This window comes from Mycobacterium sp. BK086, from assembly GCA_004362315.1.
GTDB lineage: Bacteria > Actinomycetota > Actinomycetes > Mycobacteriales > Mycobacteriaceae > Mycobacterium.
This window is the reverse complement of record SNWL01000003.1, coordinates 1,637,532-1,655,723: the sequence shown is the minus strand read 5'-3', so window position 1 is coordinate 1,655,723 and position 18,192 is coordinate 1,637,532. Positions and strand designations below refer to the sequence as shown.

The following is an 18,192-nucleotide window of genomic DNA, read 5'->3' as shown; positions in this document are numbered from 1 at the left end:
TAGGTAAGGTTCGCCCGTGGGCTATCCCGAGAACGTGCTGGCCGCCAATGAGCAGGTCGTGCTGCACCGCCACCCGCACTGGAAGCGCTTGGTCGGCCCGATCCTGGTGCTGCTGATCGCCACCGTCGTCGCGGCATTCGTCTCCGCGCTCGTCAACAACACCAACTGGGACCCCACCGCCAAGAAGGTGCTCTTCGGCGTCATCGCGGCGATCTGGGTGATCCTGGTCGGCTGGCTGACGTTGTGGAAGTTCTTGAATTGGCTCACAACGCATTTCGTGATTACCGACCGCCGCGTGATGTTCCGCCACGGGCTGCTGACCCGCTCGGGCATCGATATCCCGTTGGCGCGCATCAACAGTGTGGAGTTCCGGCACGGTCTGCTCGACCGCATGTTGCGCACCGGCACCCTGATCATCGAGTCGGCGAGCCAGGATCCCCTGGAATTCCACGACATTCCCCGCGTGGAGCGGGTGCACTCACTGCTCTATCACGAAGTTTTCGACACTCTGGGCTCTGAAGAGTCGCCCAGTTGACGCTGCGCCCGACGGCGCCGTAGCGGTGTGACGGTGCCGCCGGCCTCGTACTCGTCTTCCAGCGCCTCGGCCAGCCCGCCACCGGTGAGGGCGGATTCCAGCCCCTTGTCGTGGCTCGGGCCGAACTCGTCGGGGAACACCCAGCGGCGGAATGCCCAGAACCGGAACGCCATCTGCAGCAGGTTGCCGAGGAGATAGGCCGACAGGAAGTCGGCGATGTTCTCGACGGTCAGCGAGACGTGCGGCACCCGCAGGTCCAGCACGTAGCTCGAGAACCACAGCGGGGCCATGCTCAGCAGCACGCCGACGCCGCTGACCGCGAAGAACAGCAGCGCCTCGTGGTGGCGTTCGCGGCCGCCGCGGTTGCGGAAGCTCCATTCGCGGTTCAGCACGTAGGACGCGATCACCGCGACGATGCCCGCGATCACCTTGGCGGTGACCGGCTTGGGCTCGAGGATCGTGAGCTTCAGCGTGTAGAAGATCGCCGAGTCGATGATGAACGTCGTCGCGCCGACGATCGCGAACTTGATGAGCTCGTGATGCCGGTCGGCGAAGGGCCGGATCGGGCGGGGTAGCCGCGCGATCGTGGCATCTGCGAAAGACACAAGGAGCAAGTCTACGGAAGTCACCGCACGTGTGCGTACTCGCGCAGGTCTGACACCATGATGGCCGTGTCGAACAGCCCCAGACCTCCCATCGTCGCCATGGTCGGCGGCGGGCAGCTGGCCCGGATGACCCACCAGGCCGCGATCGCCCTCGGTCAGAGCCTTCGGGTGCTGGCCGTCAGCCCTGACGATCCCGCCGCTCAGGTGTCCCCTGACGTGGTGATCGGTGCCCACACCGACCTCGATGCGCTGCGCCGGGCCGCTGCGGGAGCCACCGCGCTGACCTTTGACCACGAGCATGTGCCGACCGAGATGCTCGACACCCTGGTCGCCGAGGGGGTCACGGTGGCGCCGCCGCCAGAAGCCCTGGTGCACGCCCAGGACAAGCTGGTAATGCGGCGCAAGCTGGCCGCGCTGGGCGCGCCGATCCCGCGCTTTACCGCGGTAAACCAGGTCGATGACGTCGACGCGTTCGCCGCCGAGATCGGCGGGCCGGTGGTGATCAAGACCGTCCGCGGCGGATACGACGGCCGCGGTGTGGTGCTCACCACTGACCTGGCGCACGCCCGCGAAGCCGTCGCCGGCTATCTGGCCGACAACGTGCCGGTGATGCTCGAGGAGCGGGTGTCGATGCGTCGCGAGCTGTCGGCGCTGGTGGCCCGCTCACCGTTCGGCCAGGGCGCCGCCTGGCCGATCGTGGAAACCGTGCAGCGCGACGGCATCTGCGTGACGGTCCTTGCGCCCGCTCCCGGGCTGTCCGATGCCCTGGCCGCCGAGGCCGAGCAGCTGGGGCTGCGGCTGGCCGCCGAACTGGGCGTCGTCGGGGTGCTGGCGGTCGAGCTGTTCGAGACCACCGAGGGCACTCTGCTGGTCAACGAGCTGGCGATGCGGCCGCACAACTCCGGGCACTGGACCATGGACGGCGCCGTGACCAGCCAATTCGAGCAGCATGTGCGGGCCGTTCTGGACTATCCGCTCGGTGACACCCGCCCGCTGGCACCGGTGACGGTGATGGCCAACGTGCTGGGGGCGCCGCAGGCCCCCGAGATGGGTGTCGACGAGCGGCTGCACCACCTGTTCGGCCGGATTCCGGAGGCGAAGGTGCACCTGTACGGCAAGGCGGAACGCCCGGGCCGCAAGGTGGGCCACGTCAACGTCGTCGGGACGGCAGATTGTGACGTGAATCAGGTGCGTGAACGGGCCGAACGAGCGGCACACTGGTTGTCTCACGCAGAGTGGACGGATGGATGGGACGGGCATGCCTAACGCGCCGGTAGTCGGCTTGATCATGGGTTCGGACAGCGACTGGCCGGTGATGGAAGCCGCGGCCGAGGCGCTGGCCGAATTCGAGGTGCCCTTCGAGGTGGGCGTCGTCTCGGCGCATCGCACGCCGGGCCGGATGCTCGACTACGCGCGCGGTGCGGCCGCCCGCGATCTCAAGGTGATCATCGCGGGTGCAGGCGGGGCGGCCCATCTGCCGGGGATGGTGGCTTCGGCCACCCCGCTGCCGGTGATCGGGGTGCCGGTGCCGCTGGCCAAGCTCGACGGAATGGACTCGCTGCTGTCGATCGTGCAGATGCCCGCCGGTGTGCCGGTGGCCACGGTGTCGATCGGCGGGGCGCGCAATGCCGGGCTGCTGGCCGTCCGCATCCTCGCTGCATCGGACGGGGCGCTGCGTAAGCGCATGGAGGCATTTCAGGACGACCTGGAAGCCCTGGTCCTGGAAAAGGACCGGGCACTGCGGGAGCGATTACTCGGTGAGTGAGGTCCCGAGTTAAAGTTACCGGCGAGTAGCAAGGAGAGTGTGATGGCGGGAAATCCGGATTTCGACGTGTTCAAGCTGCCTGAGGAGCATGACGAGCTGCGGGCGGCGATTCGGGCATTGGCCGAGAAAGAGATCGCGCCGTACGCGGCCGACTGCGACGAGAACTCGCGCTTTCCGCAGGAGGCGCTGGATGCGCTGAACGCCTCGGGCTTCAATGCGGTTCACGTCCCCGAGGAGTACGGCGGCCAGGGCGCCGATTCGGTGGCGGCGTGCATCGTCATCGAGGAGGTCGCCCGGGTCGACGCGTCGGCCTCGCTGATCCCCGCCGTCAACAAGCTGGGCACGATGGGCCTGATCCTGCGCGGTTCGGACGAGCTGAAGAAGAAGGTGCTGCCCTCGATCGCCTCGGGTGAGGCGATGGCGTCCTACGCGCTGTCCGAGCGGGAAGCCGGCAGCGATGCGGCGTCGATGCGCACCCGTGCCAAGGCCGACGGAGACGACTGGATCCTCAACGGCGCCAAGGCATGGATCACCAACGGCGGCAAGTCATCCTGGTACACGGTGATGGCGGTGACCGATCCGGACAAGGGCGCCAACGGTATTTCGGCGTTCATGGTCCACATCGACGACGAGGGTTTCACGATCGGGCCCAAGGAGCGCAAGCTCGGCATCAAGGGCTCGCCGACCACCGAGCTGTACTTCGAGAACTGCCGTGTCCCGGGTGACCGGATGGTCGGCGACCCGGGCACCGGGTTCAAGACAGCGCTGGCGACTCTGGATCACACCCGCCCGACCATCGGCGCGCAAGCCGTCGGAATCGCGCAGGGCGCCCTGGACGCGGCGATCGCATATACCAAGGACCGCAAGCAGTTCGGCACGTCGATCTCCGATTTCCAGGGTGTGCAGTTCATGCTCGCGGACATGGCGATGAAGGTCGAGGCAGCCCGGCTGATGGTGTACTCGGCCGCCGCGCGTGCCGAGCGCGGTGAGCCCAACCTCGGGTTCATCTCGGCGGCCTCGAAGTGCTTCGCCTCCGATGTCGCCATGGAGGTGACCACCGATGCCGTGCAGTTGTTCGGCGGGGCGGGCTACACCGTGGACTTCCCGGTCGAGCGAATGATGCGTGACGCCAAGATCACTCAGATCTACGAGGGCACCAACCAGATTCAGCGGGTCGTGATGTCCCGCGCGCTGCTGCGCTGATCTAGTCGGCCGGTCTCAGGTGGGTGATGTCGCCCGCCGAGACCGTCGCGACCTCGCTGCCGGTGTCGATGCTGAGCCGGCCCATGCTGTCGATATCGACTGCGACGCCGATGATTTCACGGTCGCCGGGCATGATGGCGCGCACCTGGCTGCCCAGGGTGCTGCTGCGGCGCCGATAGTCCTCGACGAGCGCTGCGTCGGGTCCCTGTGCGGCCTGCCACTTTTCGATGCGGGAGCCCAGTTCGCTCAGGATCGCCGCGGTCAGGACGTCGCGGTCGAGCATCTCGGCACCCAGCATCTGCAGCGAGGTGGCCCTGGGGTCGGGCGCCTCCTCGGGAGTCAGGGTCACGTTGAGGCCCAGGCCCACCACGATCACCGGGTCGGGGGCGGCGACCTCGGCCAGGATGCCTGCGAGCTTGCCGGTGCCCACCAGGATGTCGTTGGGCCACTTCACGCCGGCTTCGATGCCCGTGGTGGCCCGCACGGCGTCGACGAGGGCGACGCCGGTCAGCAGCGGCAGCCAGCCCCAGCCCTCCGGCGCGACGCCGCTGGCGTCCACCCCGATCGACAGCGCGATCTGGGAGCGTGGCGGCGCCGACCAGCTGCGCCCGTTGCGCCCGCGCCCGGCGCTCTGATGCTCGGCGAGCAGCACCGCACCGCGGATGTCCTCGCCTGCGGTGTGCCGGGCGAGCAGATCGGCGTTCGTCGAGCCGGTCGTCTCCACGACGTCCAGGCGGCGCACTGGAAGTTCGGACAGCGACACGACATCCAATGGGGTGCGGCTCACCTCAGGCAGCCTAATGCGATCGGGGTGCGGCTGAACCGGTGACTCCGTAGAGCAGCATTTGCGTGGCTTCCCTGATCTGCCTTGTCTTACCCGGTCTACGTTGGTCAGGAGCGAAGAGCCAGTCGTCGATCAGCACCAGGGACAGCACCGACCCGACTGCCATGGCGACGCTCACCGGTGCGTCGAGGTTGCGGAAGTGCCGCGCTTCGCCATGTTCCAGAAGCGATCTCCGGACCAGTCCGAGGTGGCCGGCCAGCTTTCCGCCGACTCGCGCGGCGACTTCGGTCAGCCCTGGGTCGCTGCGGTCGATGCGAGCTGCTACGAGTGTGCGCAGAAGTTCTTGATGCTCATCGGCGAGGTTGAAAAAGCCCTTCACGAACGTTTCCGTGATGTGCACGAGATCCGCGGTCGCTGTCGTGCGGGCATCCCAGGTTGTCACCCATCCGTCGACGAACTCTCCGAACGGGGTGAGGATCGTGGTTTCGAACAGTTCGGCCTTGGAACCGAAGTGCCGGAATATCACCGACTCGCCGACACCGGCTTCGTCGGCAATCTGACGGGTAGTCGTGGCGTGATATCCCTGCGCCGAGAACAACCTGTGCGCGGCCTTGAGGGCGAGAGCGCGAACTTCGTCTGGCGGACGCCGAACGTTTCGGCGCTTGCCGACGGGCTCGCTGCCGATCACGTCATGGAGCCTAGCCTGCCTCGGCTTCGGCGATTTGACTGGTGAGTTTCTTGTGGATCACGGTCGTCATCGAGGCGAACCAGATAGCGAAGACAGCGATCGGGATATAGATGCCGACCACCCCGTTCCAGGCCAGCGGGCCGCTCTTGAAGAACAGCACCGTGCCCGCCGGGATGATCAACAGCGCCACCCAGAAGTTGAGGTAGCCCAGCCAGCGCGGCAAGACCGGCGCCGCGCTTCGGTCGATGAGAATGGCTGCGCCGATAGCGATTAGCTGGACGAACAGCGACCAGATCACAGTCATGAACAGGATCCAGCCCAGATCGTGCATCGCCTCGGTCACCTCCGCGGAGCGGCCTCCGACGCGGAAACTAGTCGCCATCCACACGCCGATCGGAGTGATGAATTCCAGCGACAGCAGTGCGCACGACACCATCTGGACGTCAGCCAAGGCACGCGCTCCGTCGATACGTTTGAGCTGACCCGACACCGCAACTCCGAACGGCACCAAGAGTGCTGAGCCAAACATTGCGATGACCATTCCGAGTTTGATGCCCACGGTGTTGCTGTCGTACAGCCTCACAATCGCGTCGGACGTGCTACTCGGCGGCGACGGCGGAATGAAGCCGGCGACGAAGACGAACGCCGCGAGCCACACCACGATCATGCCCACGCCGGACCAGATGAGCACTCGTTGGACTCGCATCTCGGTGGGCGAGTCCGGGTGGCGCGGCGTTGTTGCTGACATCGGTTGCTCCTTGGTCTGAGGGGTCGCGTAGTCAGCATAATGAGTGGCACTATTTATAGATGAATTATCTCAGAAATAGGACTTGCCGCGCCTGGGTGCGAATAGCCAAGGCGGGGAGGGGAAATTAACGCGCGAGCGACGCTAGCTAGAGAGCTGCGTGAATCGGCAGAGCACTGAATACCAGGGTCAGCCGGATCGGCCCGATGCGATTGCGGAGTTCTTCGAAGGTGCGGGCCCGCAGTTCGTCCTGCTCGTCGACCGACATCACGCCGGTGTAGGACACTCGCAGGTCCACTTCGGTGGTCTTGCCCCTGCTGATCGCCAGCGCGTCGACAAGGGTCAGCTCGTGGTCGAGCTCGTCGGAGTGCTCGGCGGACACCGCGGCGATCGCGGCCCGCACCGCTTCATCGAGAGCGGGATCCGCGCGGCGGCCGGACAGCCGACCGATCTCCAGGCGGATCTGTCGGACGGGCTGACCCACGAGCAGCACACACAGGATCAGCACGATGATGCTGTCGGCGATGTCTTTGATGTTGAACGTCGACGACGTGAGGAACGTGCCGTCCGGGAGCACCGCGACGAGCACCAGCGAGGTGCAGATACCGCCGCTGATGAAGGCCTCCATCTTTGCGGCCGTCGCCTCGACCCGAAGTAGAGCCGACGCTCCGTTCACCGAGCGGTTGTTGCGTTCGTGGTTCCACTTCAGGGCGAAACAGATGAGCACGCAACCGGCGGTATAGACGGCCGCAAGACCGAATTCGGGCTCGGTGCCCTGGCGGGTGACCAGATATTCGATCACCTTGACCGTGTTGGTCACCACGCCCACGATCACCACGCCGAGGATCATCAACGACCGGAACAGGGCGTAGAGGTTCTCCAAAGCCAGTCGCCCGTAGGGGCTTTCGGCGTCCGGCGGCCGGGACGAAGTGACCGCAAGCCGGGCGGCGATGAATGCCGCGGCGGCGTTGATCAGTGAGATGACGCCGTCGAGCTGGGTGGCCGACACTCTGGTGATGGCGTACACGGCGAAGCCGACGACGGCCAAGCCCAGCATCGTGAACATGTAGACGTGCAGACTGCGCCGCTCGGCCCGAAGAACCATCGACTCTGCGGCGTCAGTCATCCGATCAGATCCCGGGTGACCTTCTCCGTGGTGCGGCGCCGTTCCAATGCCGCCGGGTCGGGATTGGCCACCTGCACCAGCGAGGCACCCACGGCGAAAACACCCAGCAGGTTGGCCACCACGTCGTCCGGCGTGGACCACGACAACGACGACATCACCCGGTCGGCGGAAGTCAGTCCGCCCGCTGCCGCGGATTCCGAAGCGGCGGTGAGCACTTCGTCGGTCGAGCGGCCCTGGAGCGCCGGTCCCGGTCGCGGCTCGGCGGCGTACTGGTCGCCATGCACCCGGACCGCGGTCGCGTAATCGGTGACGCCGATCGGAAGGTCGGGCGCGGGCTTGCCGAACGGGTCCAGTGACAACACGGCCACTTCCCCGCCGGCCACCGCATCGTCGGCCTCATCCAGTCGCTCGGACGTGCACAACGCGAGATCCGCGGGGCCGGACAGCACCACCTCAGCCCCGATCCACCACACACCCAGCAGGACCGCCGCCGTCTGCCAGTGCGCGGGCAGCAGGACGGCGACCCGGCTGCCCGGTCCGGCGCCGAGTTCGTCGCGTAAGAGGTTGGCGGTCTTGGCCGCCCAGTTGGCCAGCGTCACCGTCGACAGCTCGATGCGTTCACCTGTCGCGTCGTCGTAGTAGGTGATCCGCGGACCCATCGGGTTTGCCGCCAGCAGCGGATCGAGAAGCGCCGCAGTCAGATTGACCATCAGTTGACGCACTTGGGGTCATCCGACCCCGCGGTGATGATCGGCGAGGGCGGGGGAGCCGTGCCGTCACCGGCCTGGCCGGCGGCCTCGCTCACCGTCGCCGAGGACGGCAGCGAACCTTCCAGGCCTGAACCCGGACCGGTGTAATCGCTGGACAGCACCACCCGCACGGTTCCGGCCGGAATGCCCTCGGTGGCCACCACCGGTAGCCCGCCGAGTTCTTTGGCGACGGCCTGGGCGCCCAGGTCGTCGTCCTTGGCGGCCTGCACCTGGCTGCGGATGACGTGGTCCTTCTCGTTGTTACCGACGTCACCCGCGCCAAAGCCCTTGGTGCTCAGGACATCCGATACCGCGCTGGCCAGTCCGTTGATATCGGTGTCGTTGATGACGTCGGCCTTCGTCTGCTCCGGCGTGTAGGCGATCTTCTCGGTCTTGCCCTCGGCCTGGTCGTGCAGCAGGCTGGCCACCCACTCCTGAACCTGAGACGGATCGACCCGGACCACGGACTGCATACCGTCGTCGCTCCAGCCGGCCTCGTCGAGCACCGGGATGGTCGCGAACGCCACGTTGCCGCCCGCGAGGTGCTCGAGCTGCTTGATGAAATCCATGATGTCCCAGCCCGACGAGAGCACCACGGAGCGCTGGATCGCGTCCTGCAGTTTGCCCAGCGTCGATGGGCTGGTCAGTGTCTTGCCTGAAATCACTTGGTGGGCAAGGGAAGCCATCACCACCTGCTGACGCACCACCCGGTCCAGGTCGCCGCGCGGCAGGTCGTGCCGCTGACGAACGAAGCTCAGGGCCTGCGGCCCGTTCAGCTTCTGCCAGCCGGCCGGGAAGTCGGCACCGGAAAGCGGTTCGTAGACAGCGTCTTTGAGGCAGACGTCGACGCCGCCCAGCGCGTCGGTGATCAGCGAGAAGCCGAGCAGGCCGATCTCGGCGTAGTGGTCGACCGTGACGCCGGTCAGATCGGCGACGGTTTTGATGAGCGCCTCACGGCCCGCCTCGACGGCCTTGGGTTCGGCCTCGGCGGGGTCCATACCCTGCTGCTCGACCAGCTGCTTCATCTTGTCCAGCTTCACCTGGCCGTAGACGCCGTTGATCTTCGTCTTGTCCAGCCCGGGGGCCTTGACGTAGGAGTCGCGGGGGATCGAGATCGCCGTCGCCGACTTCCCGTTGTTGGGGATGCGGACCAGGATGATCGTGTCGGTGTTCGTCGACACGTCGTCGCCGGCGTGCAGGGCCGCCAGCTCGTCCTCGGACAGTGGGTTGCCGTGGGCGTCGGTGCGGCTGTCCATGCCGACCAGCAGGATGTCGATCGCGCCGTCCTGCCCGCCACCGCCGAGCGCCGCGGTGCTCATGTGGAAGATGCCGTTCTCGAAGGAGCGGATCTGGCCCCACGCGAGACCGGTGCCGACCATGATCGCCACCGCGATCAACGCGAGCACGGTGCGAGCCACCCGCCGGGCGCCCGTCAGTGCTTCGGTGTCAGCAGGCATCAGCCCAGGCTACTGGCGAGATGGGCGCAAGCCGGGTAGCGCAAACCGGCGTGCCAGACTCGTAATCGTGGCGGCGAGGGTTGTGATCACGGGTGCCGGAGGCCAGGTTGGGCGCTTTCTTGCAGGTGAGGCTGCCCGCCGGGGCCGTGAGGTCAGCGCGCTGACACACCAGCAGTGGGACATTGCCGACCCGGCCGCGGCCGAGCGGTTCGTCGCCGAAGGGGACCTGGTGGTCAACTGCGCGGCGATCGCGAACGTCGACACCGCCGAGGCTGATCCCGATACCGCCCACGCCGTCAACACCGTCGGGCCCGAGAACATCGCGCACGCCTGCGCCAGGGCCGGTGCGCAGCTGATCCACCTCTCCACCGACTACGTCTTCGACGGGCGGCAGCGGCATCCCTACGAGGTCGGCGACGCCGCCGCCCCGTTGAGTGTCTACGGACGGACAAAGCTCGCCGCCGAGCTGGCCGTGCTGGCGGCGATGCCCGACGCGCACATCGTGCGCACCTCGTGGGTGTACACCGGCGCCGACGGCAACGACGTCGTCGCGGGCCTGCGCAGGCTGGCCGCCACCGACCGCACCGTCGAGGCCGTCGACGATCAGACCGGCTCGCCCACCTACGTCAAGGATCTTGTCGACGCGCTGTTCGCCATCGGTGACGGCGCTATTCGGGAGCCCCTCCTGCACGTCGCCAACGAGGGCGCCTGCACGCGGTACGACCAGGCGCGGGCGGTGTTCGAGGAATTGGGTGCCGACCCTGGGCGGGTGCGGCCGGTGAGGGCGCCTGCCCGGAAAGCGCCCCGCCCCGCGTATTCGGCACTCTCCACGGCCATGTCGGTGGAGGCCGGGTTGAACCCGCTGCGGCCGTGGCGCGCGGCGTTGGCCGAGGCGCTTGTCCAACCCCTCGACGCCGGACAGTTACCCTCTACGCCGTGACGTCGAGCCGCCCCCTGACCGTGGTGACGGTGACGTACTCCCCGGGCTCACATCTGGATCGCTTCCTCTCGTCGTTGACGGTGGCCACCGACCGCCCGGTGACGGTGGTGCTCGCCGACAACGGCTCCACCGACGGAGCGCCGGAGGAGGCGGTCGAGCGCTACCCGGGAACCCGGCTGCTCCGCACCGGCGGCAACCTCGGCTATGGCAGCGCCGCCAATCGCGGTGTCGCCACCGCCCCGCCCGACGACGAGTTCGTGATCGTGGCCAACCCCGACGTGGTGTGGGGACCCAACAGCATCGACGAGCTACTGGCCGCCGCCGAACGCTGGCCGCGCGCCGGGACGCTGGGGCCGCTGGTCCGCGACCCGGACGGTGCGGTCTACCCGTCGGCGCGGCACCTGCCCAGCCTGGTGCGCGGCGGTATGCATGCCGTCGTCGGCTTCGTCTGGAAGACGAACCCGTGGACGCGGGCCTACCGGCAGGAGTACCTCGAGCCCACCGAGCGGCCGGTGGGCTGGCTGTCGGGATCGTGCCTGCTGATCCGGCGTGCGGCGTTCGACCAGGTCAGGGGATTCGACGAGCGCTACTTCATGTATATGGAGGACGTGGATCTGGGTGACCGGATCGGTGCGGCAGGCTGGCTCAACGTCTATGTGCCGTCGGCGGAGGTCCTGCACGACAAGGGGCATTCGACCGGCCGTGATCCGGCCAGCAACCTGCGGGCACATCACGAAAGCACCTACATTTATCTATCCGATCGCCATTTTGGCTGGTGGCAGGCGCCCCTTCGATGGACTATGAAGAGCGCGCTCAAGGTTCGGTCGCGTGCGGCGGTACGTAAGTCCCGGCGGGAGTTGGCGAGGAAGTAGGGGGCCCCGTGAGTGAACTTGATCCTTCGAAGGTCGATGCGGTCGTGCTCGTCGGCGGCAAAGGCACCCGGCTGCGGCCGCTGACCGTATCGGCGGCCAAGCCGATGCTGCCGACTGCGGGGCTGCCGTTCCTGACCCACCTGTTGTCTCGCATTGCCGAGGCCGGGATCGAGCACGTCATCCTCGGCACCTCCTTCAAGGCGGCGACGTTCGAATCCGAATTCGGCGACGGGTCCAAGCTCGGCCTGCAGATCGAATACGTCGTCGAGGAACATCCGCTGGGCACCGGCGGCGGCATCGCCAACGTGGTGCCGAAACTGCGCAATGACACCGTCATGGTGTTCAACGGTGACGTGCTGTCCGGGATGGACCTGCGTCAGATGCTGGCCAGCCACCACGAGACGCAGGCCGACCTGACCCTGCATCTGGTGCGGGTCAGTGATCCCAGGGCGTTCGGCTGCGTGCCCACCGATGCCGACGGCCGGGTGCAGGCGTTCCTGGAGAAGACCGAGGATCCGCCCACCGATCAGATCAACGCCGGCACTTACATTTTCAAGCGCGAGATCATCGAGCAGATCCCGCGCGGGCGCGAGGTGTCGGTGGAACGCGAGGTGTTCCCGGCACTGCTGGCCGACGGCGTGAAGGTGTGCGGCTACGTCGATTCCAGCTATTGGCGCGACATGGGCACCCCCGAGGATTTCGTCCGCGGCTCGGCAGACCTGGTTCGTGGCCTTGCCCCGTCGCCGGCGCTGGGCGGGCGGCGCGGCGAGAGCCTGGTGCACGACGGCGCGTCGGTGTCGCCCGGTGCGGTGATGGTCGGTGGAACCGTGGTGGGACGCGGCGCCGAGATCGGGCCGGGCGTCCGCCTGGACGGCGCGATCATCTTCGACGGCGCGCGCATCGAAGCGGGCTCGGTGGTAGAACGCTCGATCATCGGTTCCGGCGCGCGGATCGGGCCGCGGGCGCTACTGCGCGACGCCATCATCGGTGACGGCGCCAACGTCGGGGCGCGGTGCGAATTGTTGCGCGGTGCGCGGGTCTGGCCGGGAGTCGAGATCCCGGACTGCGGAATTCGCTACTCGTCCGATATCTAGCGCGCCCCTCTCGTCGAATGGCCAGTTAGCGTACGTAATTCGCGCGATTGCGTGTCATAAGTGGCCACTCGGCGAAGGTGTCGGACCGCTATGTCACCGTCTTGCCATGGTGGATGGCCCGTTTCGCGGCTCCCAGGCACTGGCCGCAGGCGTGATTTCTCGACGGGCCCTGGTCCGCGACTATCGCGCCGTGTACCGCGACGTCCACGTTGGGCGTCGGGTGATCGTGACTCCCGCCCTGCGGGCCAGGGCCGCGTGGCTGTGGTCTGGAGAGACAGCAGCGGTCGCCGGACTGTCAGCGGCTGCCCTCTTGGGATGCCGCTGGATCGATGACCGCCATCCCGCGGAATTGTTTCGTCGCAACGGCAAACCGACCACCGGCATCCTCATTCACCGAGGCGAACTCGATGTTGATGAAACCTGCCTCGTCGACGGAATACCAGTTACGACGCCGGCGCGCACCGCGTTCGACCTCGGTCGTCGGGGGGACCTCGACAAGGCGGTGATCGCTCTCGACGCTCTCAGCAACGCCACGCGGTTGCGAAAGGGTGAGGTGGCTTCATTGATCGAGCGTCACACGGGCGTGCGCGGGATCGTGCAACTGCGTCAAGTCCTCGATCTCGTGGACGGCGGTGCGGAGTCACCGCAGGAGACCCGCACACGGCTGCTCTTGATCCGCGCGGGATTACCCAGTCCGACAACGCAAATCCTGGTGGTCGACGAGTTCGACCATCCGATCGCACGCATCGATATGGGATGGCAGCAGTGGCGCGTTGGCGTGGAATTCGACGGTGCCCAGCATTGGACTGACCCGGCACAACGAACGCGCGATATCAACCGCCTTGCCGATCTGGAGGCGTGTGGCTGGCGCATCATCCGGATCAACAGCCAACTACTGCGAAATGCCCCCGGCGTTGTGATCGACCGGATCGTTGCCGCACTGACGGCGGCCGGTTGCCCGATCGAGCGGCCACTTTCAGCACGCTTTCCGCTCAAAGCCGTGTCATAACTGGCCACTCAGCGACGAGTGCGGGCGACGGCCACCAGGTGCGCCACTGAGTCATCGATGCCCTCGGGCAGGGAATCGATCGGCCACCACCGCAGATCCAGTGATTCGTCGCTGATTGCGATCACGGCGTCAGCGGGTGCGCGGGCGATGAACTGCAGATCCAGATGGCGGGTCGGAAATCCGAGCGAGCAGGTGAGCGCGTGGACGTGAATGGCGCCCAGCGCGGCGTCGATGGTCAAGCTCGCGATGCCGGACTCCTCGGTGGCCTCCCGCATCGCGGCCCCGACGATGTCGGCGTCGGCCGGCTCGCAATGCCCGCCGAGTTGCACCCAGCGGCCCAGCCGCGGATGCAGGGTCAGCAGGACATCGCTACCCGAGTCGGAGACCACCAGCGCCGACGCGGTGATATGGCCTGGGACGCAGGCACGCTCGCAGGCATCCTCGCGTGCGTACAGAAATCCCAGGACCGCTTGGCGCAACGCGTCCTGGCCGGCATCGGGTGCGTCCCACTGCGTCAGCAGCTCGATCGCCGAATCCCGCACACTCGAGTACGTCACCGCCGCACCAGCAGATCTCCGACGGGCGCCGGATCGCGCGGCGCGGGCTCGTCGACCGGATAGCCGATCGCAATGGCGCCGAGCGGCTCCCAATCCGGCGGCAGGTCAAGGGTTTCGCGGACCAGGTCGGCCGCGAAGATCGTCGAACCGATCCAGCAGCTGCCCACCCCGCGAACCGCGAGCGCCACCAACAGCGCCTGCACCGCGGCACCGACCGCGACGGTGAACATGGTGTGCTCGGCCTCGGTGCGGGCGGCGTCCGGGTAGCTGTGGGCGCCTTCGGGCACCAGGAAGGGGATCACGACCTCCGGTGCTTCATAAAGAATCTGGCCACGCCCGACGCGCCGCTCGACCGCGTCGGCCGGCTTGCCGTCGGCGGTCAGATCGGCGCGCCAGGCCTCCTTCATCGCATCCAATAACGCGGTGCGACGGTCGCGGTCGGCCAACCAGACGAACCGCACCGGTCTGGTGTGGTGCGGGGCCGGCGCGGTGAGTGCCTCGGCGACCGCCTCCTCGATGAGCCCGGGCTCGACGGGTTCGGCCGTGAATTGCCGCACCGAGCGGCGCAACAGCTGGGCCTGGCGGCGGCCGAGTTCGATCGATTCGGCGGTGCCCAGCCAGAACAAGTCGTCCTCGCCACCGCGGAGCAGTCGCGCCGCGGTGGATCCGTCGTCGTCGAGTTCGAGTCCGCGTACCACCGCAATGGGCACCGCGGTCAGCTTGCCCTTGACAAGGTCGGCGGCGGCAGCGATTTCGTCGGCGACAGCCACCTCGGTGACGACCAGTTCGTTGCCGTGCCGGTCGACCGCACCGGCGTAGCCGTACAGCACCGGCAGTCCGGACGAGCCGATCGCGGCGTCGGTCTGGCCGTTTCGCCAGGCGCGGCCCATCGTGTCGGTGACCAGCACGGCGACGTCGACCCCCAGCCGCTCACGCAGCGAGGTGCGCAGCGCCGCGGCGCTGGCGTCGGGATCGACGGGCAGCAGGGCCAATTCGGTTGCGCCGACATTGGACCCGTCGACACCGGCGGCGGCCTGAACGATGCCGTTGCGGTTCGCGGTGATCAGCGTCTTGCCCTTGCGGGCCAGCACCCGTACGGCCTCGGCGTCGATGAGGGTGCGGCGCAGCGCATCCCGTTCATCGGGATCGGACGGGGCCGCCACGATGCGGCCCTCGCATTTGGACATCACCTTGCTGGTGACCACGACGATGTCGCCGTCGCGCAGCCAGGGTGCGGCGGCGGCCAACGCGGCGGCCAGATCGTCGCCCGGGCGGAACTCCGGAAGGCCGGGGACCGGAAGGATTTCGACGGGAGCCGCGCTGCCATGCTCCAACGTCACAGTGTCACGCCCGCCAGATCGAGCCCGGCGCGCACCATTTCGGCGGTGGCCGACGGGTCGGACATCAGCAGAGGAATCGCTTTCACCGTCACGCCGGGCACGTCGGCTTCGTCGCCGTCGGAGATCAGCCAGTAGTCCAGGATGCCCGTCGACGAGCGTGCGCCGTAGTGCCGGGCGACGGCTTGTGACGAGGATTCGACGCCGATCACCGAGAGGCATTCGTCGGCCATGCCCCGCAACGGCTTTCCGCCGATGATGGGGGAGTACCCGATCACCGGGGCGGGCGTCGAGCGCAGCGCGGCGCGGACGCCGGGGATGGCCAGGATCGCCCCGACGCTGACGACAGGGTTCGACGGGGCCAGCATGACGACATCGGCATCGGTGATCGCGTCGACGACTCCGGGCCCCGCAGTGGCGGTTTCGGACCCGACGAACGCGAAACTGTGAGTGGTCACCTGCGCCCGGTAGCGCACCCACCACTCCTGGAAGTGAATGGCCTTGCGGTCACCGGTGTCCGGATCGTCGATCACGACATGGGTTTCGCACCGGTCGTCGCTGGCCGGTAGCAGTGTGGCGCCGGGTGTCCAACGGTCGCACAGCGCCTCGGTCACCTGGGAAAGCGGATATCCCGCCCGCAGCATTTGACTTCTCACCAAATGCGTGGCCAAATCGCGGTCGCCCAAACCGAACCAATCCGGTTGCACGCCGTATGCCGCCAATTCCTCTTTGGCATTCCATGTCTCGTTGCGATGTCCCCAGCCGCGTTCGGGATCGATCCCTCCACCTAAGGTGTACATACAGGTGTCGAGGTCGGGGCAAATGCGCACGCCGTGCATCCACGCGTCGTCGCCGATGTTGACCACGGCCGTGAGCGCGTGATCAAGATCGCTTGTGGCTGCGGATATCTGGCCGGCGAACTGGCCGAGCCCGAGCAGTCGCTGCACGCCCAGCAGGAATCGGGCACCTCCGACGCCGCCGACCAGAACGGTGATCTTCACACCGACCGACACTAGGCGGTCGGCCTTTTCGGCGACGCACGCGGTCACAATCACGTCACTCCCAAGACACGCCGGTGCATCGACTCGCCGAATTCTCCGAGGAAAATGGTATTAATTTCGGTTCAATCGCTTGCGCGAAGCAGCCGCGACGTGTCTAATCACATCAGTGTCATTTCCCGGTCGGACCTGCCGGTTTCGGTGTCCCAGACCGTGATTCGACCAGGTGTTCGAATTGAGTTGGGCACACTTCAATAGTGGGCGACATGCAAAAGATCTACGAAAACCAGGTGAGGAGGCGGAAATGTCCTATGAGCACGTAATCGGCGCGATGGGGTTGCCGCAGTCCATTCCCGGATCGCAGACGATGGGGGTAATGGCACGCGCTCACCTGAGTTTGGTGCCTGACCCGATCATCGATGCGACGCCGGATACGGCCGAAGACGAAGACCAGTGGCAGGAACGCGCGCTGTGCGCGCAGACCGACCCCGAAGCGTTCTTCCCTGAAAAGGGTGGTTCTACCCGCGAAGCCAAGCGCATCTGCCTGGGCTGCGAGGTGAAAGACAAGTGCCTCGACTACGCCCTTGCTCACGATGAGCGCTTCGGCATCTGGGGCGGGCTCTCCGAGCGGGAGCGCCGTCGCCTCAAGCGCGGCATCATCTGACGCGTTCGCGCGTCCTAATCCTCTTCCATACTCGGGTCGATGACTGACGGTTCGACCCCGAGGTAGGTGGCCACCTGCGCCACCAAAATCTCGTGCAGAAGATCCGTCAGGTCGATCGAGTCTTTGGCCCGCCGCTCGATCGGCTTGCGAAACAGCACTATTCGGGCCCGCGTGGAGTTACCGCGAACGTCAACCCCGGCCGGGATCAGCCGGGCCAAAGCGATCGGCCCGTCGGCCACCACTTCAGCCGGCCACTGCACACTGTCCGGATCCTTCGGTGCGATGCGCGGGATCTCGTCGACGGCGACATCAAGTCCGGTGAGGCGTTGTTGCCAGCGCCGCTCGATCGGCTCGTAGGCCTCCAGCACCGCCATGTCGAACCGCTCGGCGCGGCTGCGCCAGCCGGGAACCGTCGGCGGCAGCAGCGGCCCGCGCATCTCGCGTCCCCGCCGCGATCCCGGGCCGCCGCCGGACCGGCCACCTCGCCGGGAGCTGCGGGAATCGGCCACGAGAGTGATCGTAACGGTTGTGAATCGGCCGCCTCGCGGCTGCGCGTGTCCGCGAGTCACCGGTGAATGAACCGCGATAACCTCACGGACGTGAATGCTCCCCGTCGCTGCTGCCGGCCTGGGTGCCCCCATTATGCGGTGGCGACGCTGACGTTCGTCTACTCGGACTCCACGGCCGTCGTCGGCCCGCTGGCTACCTCGCGTGAACCCCATTCGTGGGACCTGTGCGTCGGCCATGCCAACCGGATCACCGCACCCATCGGCTGGGACCTGGTTCGCCACGCCGGTCCGCTGCCCGAGTACCCGGACGACGACGACCTGATCGCCCTCGCCGACGCAGTCCGCGAAGGCCGCGACGGGATGTCGGCCCGCCCGCCGATTGCCGGTTTCTCCGACCCGGGCGGCGCGGCTCACGCGCCCGCCACCGGTACTCCGATGATGCCCGCGGCGGCTCATCGGCCCACTACTGCCGGCCGTCGGCGTGGGCACCTGCGGGTACTGCCGGACCCGACCGACTGACGCCATAGCCGCCCGTACGGGCGCACCGAAACAGAT

The 18,192-nt window shown here is 67.1% G+C and carries 21 protein-coding genes; 10 read left to right on the top strand and 11 right to left on the bottom strand.

The window, feature by feature from the left end; genetic code table 11:
* The first annotated feature begins 16 nt into the window (after nucleotides 1-16).
* Nucleotides 17-535, top strand: a complete 519-nt coding sequence (locus EV580_RS08265; RefSeq protein WP_133690545.1) for a PH domain-containing protein — start codon at nucleotides 17-19, stop codon at nucleotides 533-535.
* On the opposite strand, the gene EV580_RS08260 is transcribed toward EV580_RS08265, so the two are convergent.
* Entirely contained in the window at nucleotides 490-1,140 is a 651-nt protein-coding gene (locus tag EV580_RS08260; protein ID WP_133690544.1) for a GtrA family protein, read from the bottom strand. The genes EV580_RS08265 and EV580_RS08260 overlap by 46 nt on opposite strands.
* Before the next feature lie 57 nt (nucleotides 1,141-1,197).
* Here EV580_RS08260 and EV580_RS08255 point away from each other — a divergent pair, with 57 nt between their 5' ends.
* From EV580_RS08255 to EV580_RS08245, 3 genes are read left to right on the top strand one after another with little or no spacing between them, the layout of a single operon-like run.
* Complete coding sequence (locus EV580_RS08255) at nucleotides 1,198-2,406, top strand: 5-(carboxyamino)imidazole ribonucleotide synthase (RefSeq protein WP_133690543.1); 1,209 nt, start codon at nucleotides 1,198-1,200, stop codon at nucleotides 2,404-2,406.
* The gene (gene purE / locus EV580_RS08250) at nucleotides 2,399-2,905 is read left to right on the top strand and encodes a 5-(carboxyamino)imidazole ribonucleotide mutase (RefSeq protein WP_133690542.1); all 507 of its coding nucleotides are present in this window, start codon (nucleotides 2,399-2,401) and stop codon (nucleotides 2,903-2,905) included. Before EV580_RS08255 ends, purE begins: the two co-directional genes overlap by 8 nt.
* Before the next feature lie 42 nt (nucleotides 2,906-2,947).
* Nucleotides 2,948-4,108 (top strand): acyl-CoA dehydrogenase, encoded by a 1,161-nt coding sequence (locus tag EV580_RS08245; RefSeq protein ID WP_133690541.1) that lies wholly within the window; start codon nucleotides 2,948-2,950, stop codon nucleotides 4,106-4,108.
* A gap of 1 nt (nucleotide 4,109) precedes the next feature.
* Here EV580_RS08245 and EV580_RS08240 read toward each other — a convergent pair whose 3' ends face one another.
* The 6 genes from EV580_RS08240 to EV580_RS08215 all read right to left on the bottom strand — a co-directional run bounded on the left by EV580_RS08240 (nucleotide 4,110) and on the right by EV580_RS08215 (nucleotide 9,579).
* On the bottom strand, nucleotides 4,110-4,895 hold the full coding sequence (locus tag EV580_RS08240) for a biotin--[acetyl-CoA-carboxylase] ligase (RefSeq protein WP_133690540.1): 786 nt from the start codon (nucleotides 4,893-4,895) through the stop codon (nucleotides 4,110-4,112).
* Between the two features lie 10 nt (nucleotides 4,896-4,905).
* Nucleotides 4,906-5,580, bottom strand: a complete 675-nt coding sequence (locus EV580_RS08235; RefSeq protein ID WP_133690539.1) for a TetR/AcrR family transcriptional regulator — start codon at nucleotides 5,578-5,580, stop codon at nucleotides 4,906-4,908.
* 10 nt (nucleotides 5,581-5,590) lie between these two features.
* Nucleotides 5,591-6,328 (bottom strand): hypothetical protein, encoded by a 738-nt coding sequence (locus EV580_RS08230; protein ID WP_133690538.1) that lies wholly within the window; start codon nucleotides 6,326-6,328, stop codon nucleotides 5,591-5,593.
* Nucleotides 6,329-6,473: 145 nt separating this feature from the next.
* Complete coding sequence (locus EV580_RS08225; protein ID WP_133690537.1) at nucleotides 6,474-7,451, bottom strand: cation transporter; 978 nt, start codon at nucleotides 7,449-7,451, stop codon at nucleotides 6,474-6,476.
* Nucleotides 7,448-8,161, bottom strand: coding sequence for a TIGR03089 family protein (locus EV580_RS08220; protein ID WP_133690536.1), 714 nt, complete (start codon nucleotides 8,159-8,161; stop codon nucleotides 7,448-7,450). Before EV580_RS08220 ends, EV580_RS08225 begins: the two co-directional genes overlap by 4 nt.
* On the bottom strand, nucleotides 8,161-9,579 hold the full coding sequence (locus EV580_RS08215; protein WP_255496918.1) for an LCP family protein: 1,419 nt from the start codon (nucleotides 9,577-9,579) through the stop codon (nucleotides 8,161-8,163). Before EV580_RS08215 ends, EV580_RS08220 begins: the two co-directional genes overlap by 1 nt.
* 145 nt (nucleotides 9,580-9,724) lie before the next feature.
* Here EV580_RS08215 and rfbD point away from each other — a divergent pair, with 145 nt between their 5' ends.
* The 4 genes from rfbD (at nucleotide 9,725) to EV580_RS08195 (ending at nucleotide 13,572) form a co-directional block, all read left to right on the top strand.
* Nucleotides 9,725-10,597 (top strand): dTDP-4-dehydrorhamnose reductase, encoded by an 873-nt coding sequence (gene rfbD / locus EV580_RS08210; protein WP_166654613.1) that lies wholly within the window; start codon nucleotides 9,725-9,727, stop codon nucleotides 10,595-10,597.
* Entirely contained in the window at nucleotides 10,594-11,469 is an 876-nt protein-coding gene (locus EV580_RS08205; protein WP_286171496.1) for a glycosyltransferase family 2 protein, read from the top strand. Before rfbD ends, EV580_RS08205 begins: the two co-directional genes overlap by 4 nt.
* A gap of 8 nt (nucleotides 11,470-11,477) precedes the next feature.
* The gene (gene manB, locus EV580_RS08200; RefSeq protein ID WP_133690535.1) at nucleotides 11,478-12,563 is read left to right on the top strand and encodes a mannose-1-phosphate guanylyltransferase; all 1,086 of its coding nucleotides are present in this window, start codon (nucleotides 11,478-11,480) and stop codon (nucleotides 12,561-12,563) included.
* A gap of 106 nt (nucleotides 12,564-12,669) precedes the next feature.
* Nucleotides 12,670-13,572: an endonuclease domain-containing protein gene (locus EV580_RS08195; RefSeq protein ID WP_133690534.1), complete on the top strand. Its 903-nt coding sequence runs from the start codon at nucleotides 12,670-12,672 to the stop codon at nucleotides 13,570-13,572.
* 8 nt (nucleotides 13,573-13,580) lie between these two features.
* Here EV580_RS08195 and EV580_RS08190 read toward each other — a convergent pair whose 3' ends face one another.
* The 3 genes from EV580_RS08190 to cofD are packed head-to-tail and all read right to left on the bottom strand — an operon-like array spanning nucleotide 13,581 to nucleotide 16,467.
* Nucleotides 13,581-14,129: an NUDIX hydrolase gene (locus EV580_RS08190; RefSeq protein ID WP_133690533.1), complete on the bottom strand. Its 549-nt coding sequence runs from the start codon at nucleotides 14,127-14,129 to the stop codon at nucleotides 13,581-13,583.
* Nucleotides 14,126-15,469: a coenzyme F420-0:L-glutamate ligase gene (locus EV580_RS08185; RefSeq protein ID WP_133690532.1), complete on the bottom strand. Its 1,344-nt coding sequence runs from the start codon at nucleotides 15,467-15,469 to the stop codon at nucleotides 14,126-14,128. Before EV580_RS08185 ends, EV580_RS08190 begins: the two co-directional genes overlap by 4 nt.
* A complete protein-coding gene (cofD, locus tag EV580_RS08180) occupies nucleotides 15,466-16,467 on the bottom strand; it encodes a 2-phospho-L-lactate transferase (protein ID WP_133690531.1) in 1,002 nt (333 codons plus the stop codon). The genes EV580_RS08185 and cofD overlap by 4 nt, the downstream gene beginning before the upstream one ends.
* Nucleotides 16,468-16,768: 301 nt before the next feature.
* On the opposite strand from cofD, the gene EV580_RS08175 reads away from it, so the two are divergent.
* Nucleotides 16,769-17,128, top strand: coding sequence for a WhiB family transcriptional regulator (locus EV580_RS08175; protein ID WP_108060036.1), 360 nt, complete (start codon nucleotides 16,769-16,771; stop codon nucleotides 17,126-17,128).
* Between the two features lie 14 nt (nucleotides 17,129-17,142).
* On the opposite strand, the gene EV580_RS08170 is transcribed toward EV580_RS08175, so the two are convergent.
* Nucleotides 17,143-17,565, bottom strand: a complete 423-nt coding sequence (locus tag EV580_RS08170) for a metallopeptidase family protein (RefSeq protein WP_005140443.1) — start codon at nucleotides 17,563-17,565, stop codon at nucleotides 17,143-17,145.
* A 162-nt stretch (nucleotides 17,566-17,727) separates the two neighbouring features.
* Between EV580_RS08170 and EV580_RS08165 the strand changes: the two genes are divergently transcribed.
* Nucleotides 17,728-18,156 carry a DUF3499 domain-containing protein gene (locus tag EV580_RS08165; RefSeq protein WP_183502699.1) on the top strand — a complete coding sequence of 143 codons (429 nt, stop codon included), beginning with the start codon at nucleotides 17,728-17,730 and terminating at the stop codon, nucleotides 18,154-18,156.
* Nucleotides 18,157-18,192 lie beyond the last annotated feature (36 nt).

Coding starts and splice junctions, on each gene's coding strand:
- EV580_RS08255 (WP_133690543.1), top strand. CDS start 1,198: ATGATGGCCGTGTCGAACAGCCCCAGACCTCCCATCGTCGCCATGGTC.
- purE (WP_133690542.1), top strand. CDS start 2,399: ATGCCTAACGCGCCGGTAGTCGGCTTGATCATGGGTTCGGACAGCGAC.
- EV580_RS08245 (WP_133690541.1), top strand. CDS start 2,948: ATGGCGGGAAATCCGGATTTCGACGTGTTCAAGCTGCCTGAGGAGCAT.
- EV580_RS08230 (WP_133690538.1), bottom strand. CDS start 6,328: ATGTCAGCAACAACGCCGCGCCACCCGGACTCGCCCACCGAGATGCGA.
- EV580_RS08225 (WP_133690537.1), bottom strand. CDS start 7,451: ATGACTGACGCCGCAGAGTCGATGGTTCTTCGGGCCGAGCGGCGCAGT.
- EV580_RS08220 (WP_133690536.1), bottom strand. CDS start 8,161: ATGGTCAATCTGACTGCGGCGCTTCTCGATCCGCTGCTGGCGGCAAAC.
- EV580_RS08215 (WP_255496918.1), bottom strand. CDS start 9,579: ATGGTCGGCACCGGTCTCGCGTGGGGCCAGATCCGCTCCTTCGAGAAC.
- EV580_RS08195 (WP_133690534.1), top strand. CDS start 12,670: ATGGTGGATGGCCCGTTTCGCGGCTCCCAGGCACTGGCCGCAGGCGTG.
- EV580_RS08175 (WP_108060036.1), top strand. CDS start 16,769: ATGTCCTATGAGCACGTAATCGGCGCGATGGGGTTGCCGCAGTCCATT.
- EV580_RS08170 (WP_005140443.1), bottom strand. CDS start 17,565: ATGCGCGGGCCGCTGCTGCCGCCGACGGTTCCCGGCTGGCGCAGCCGC.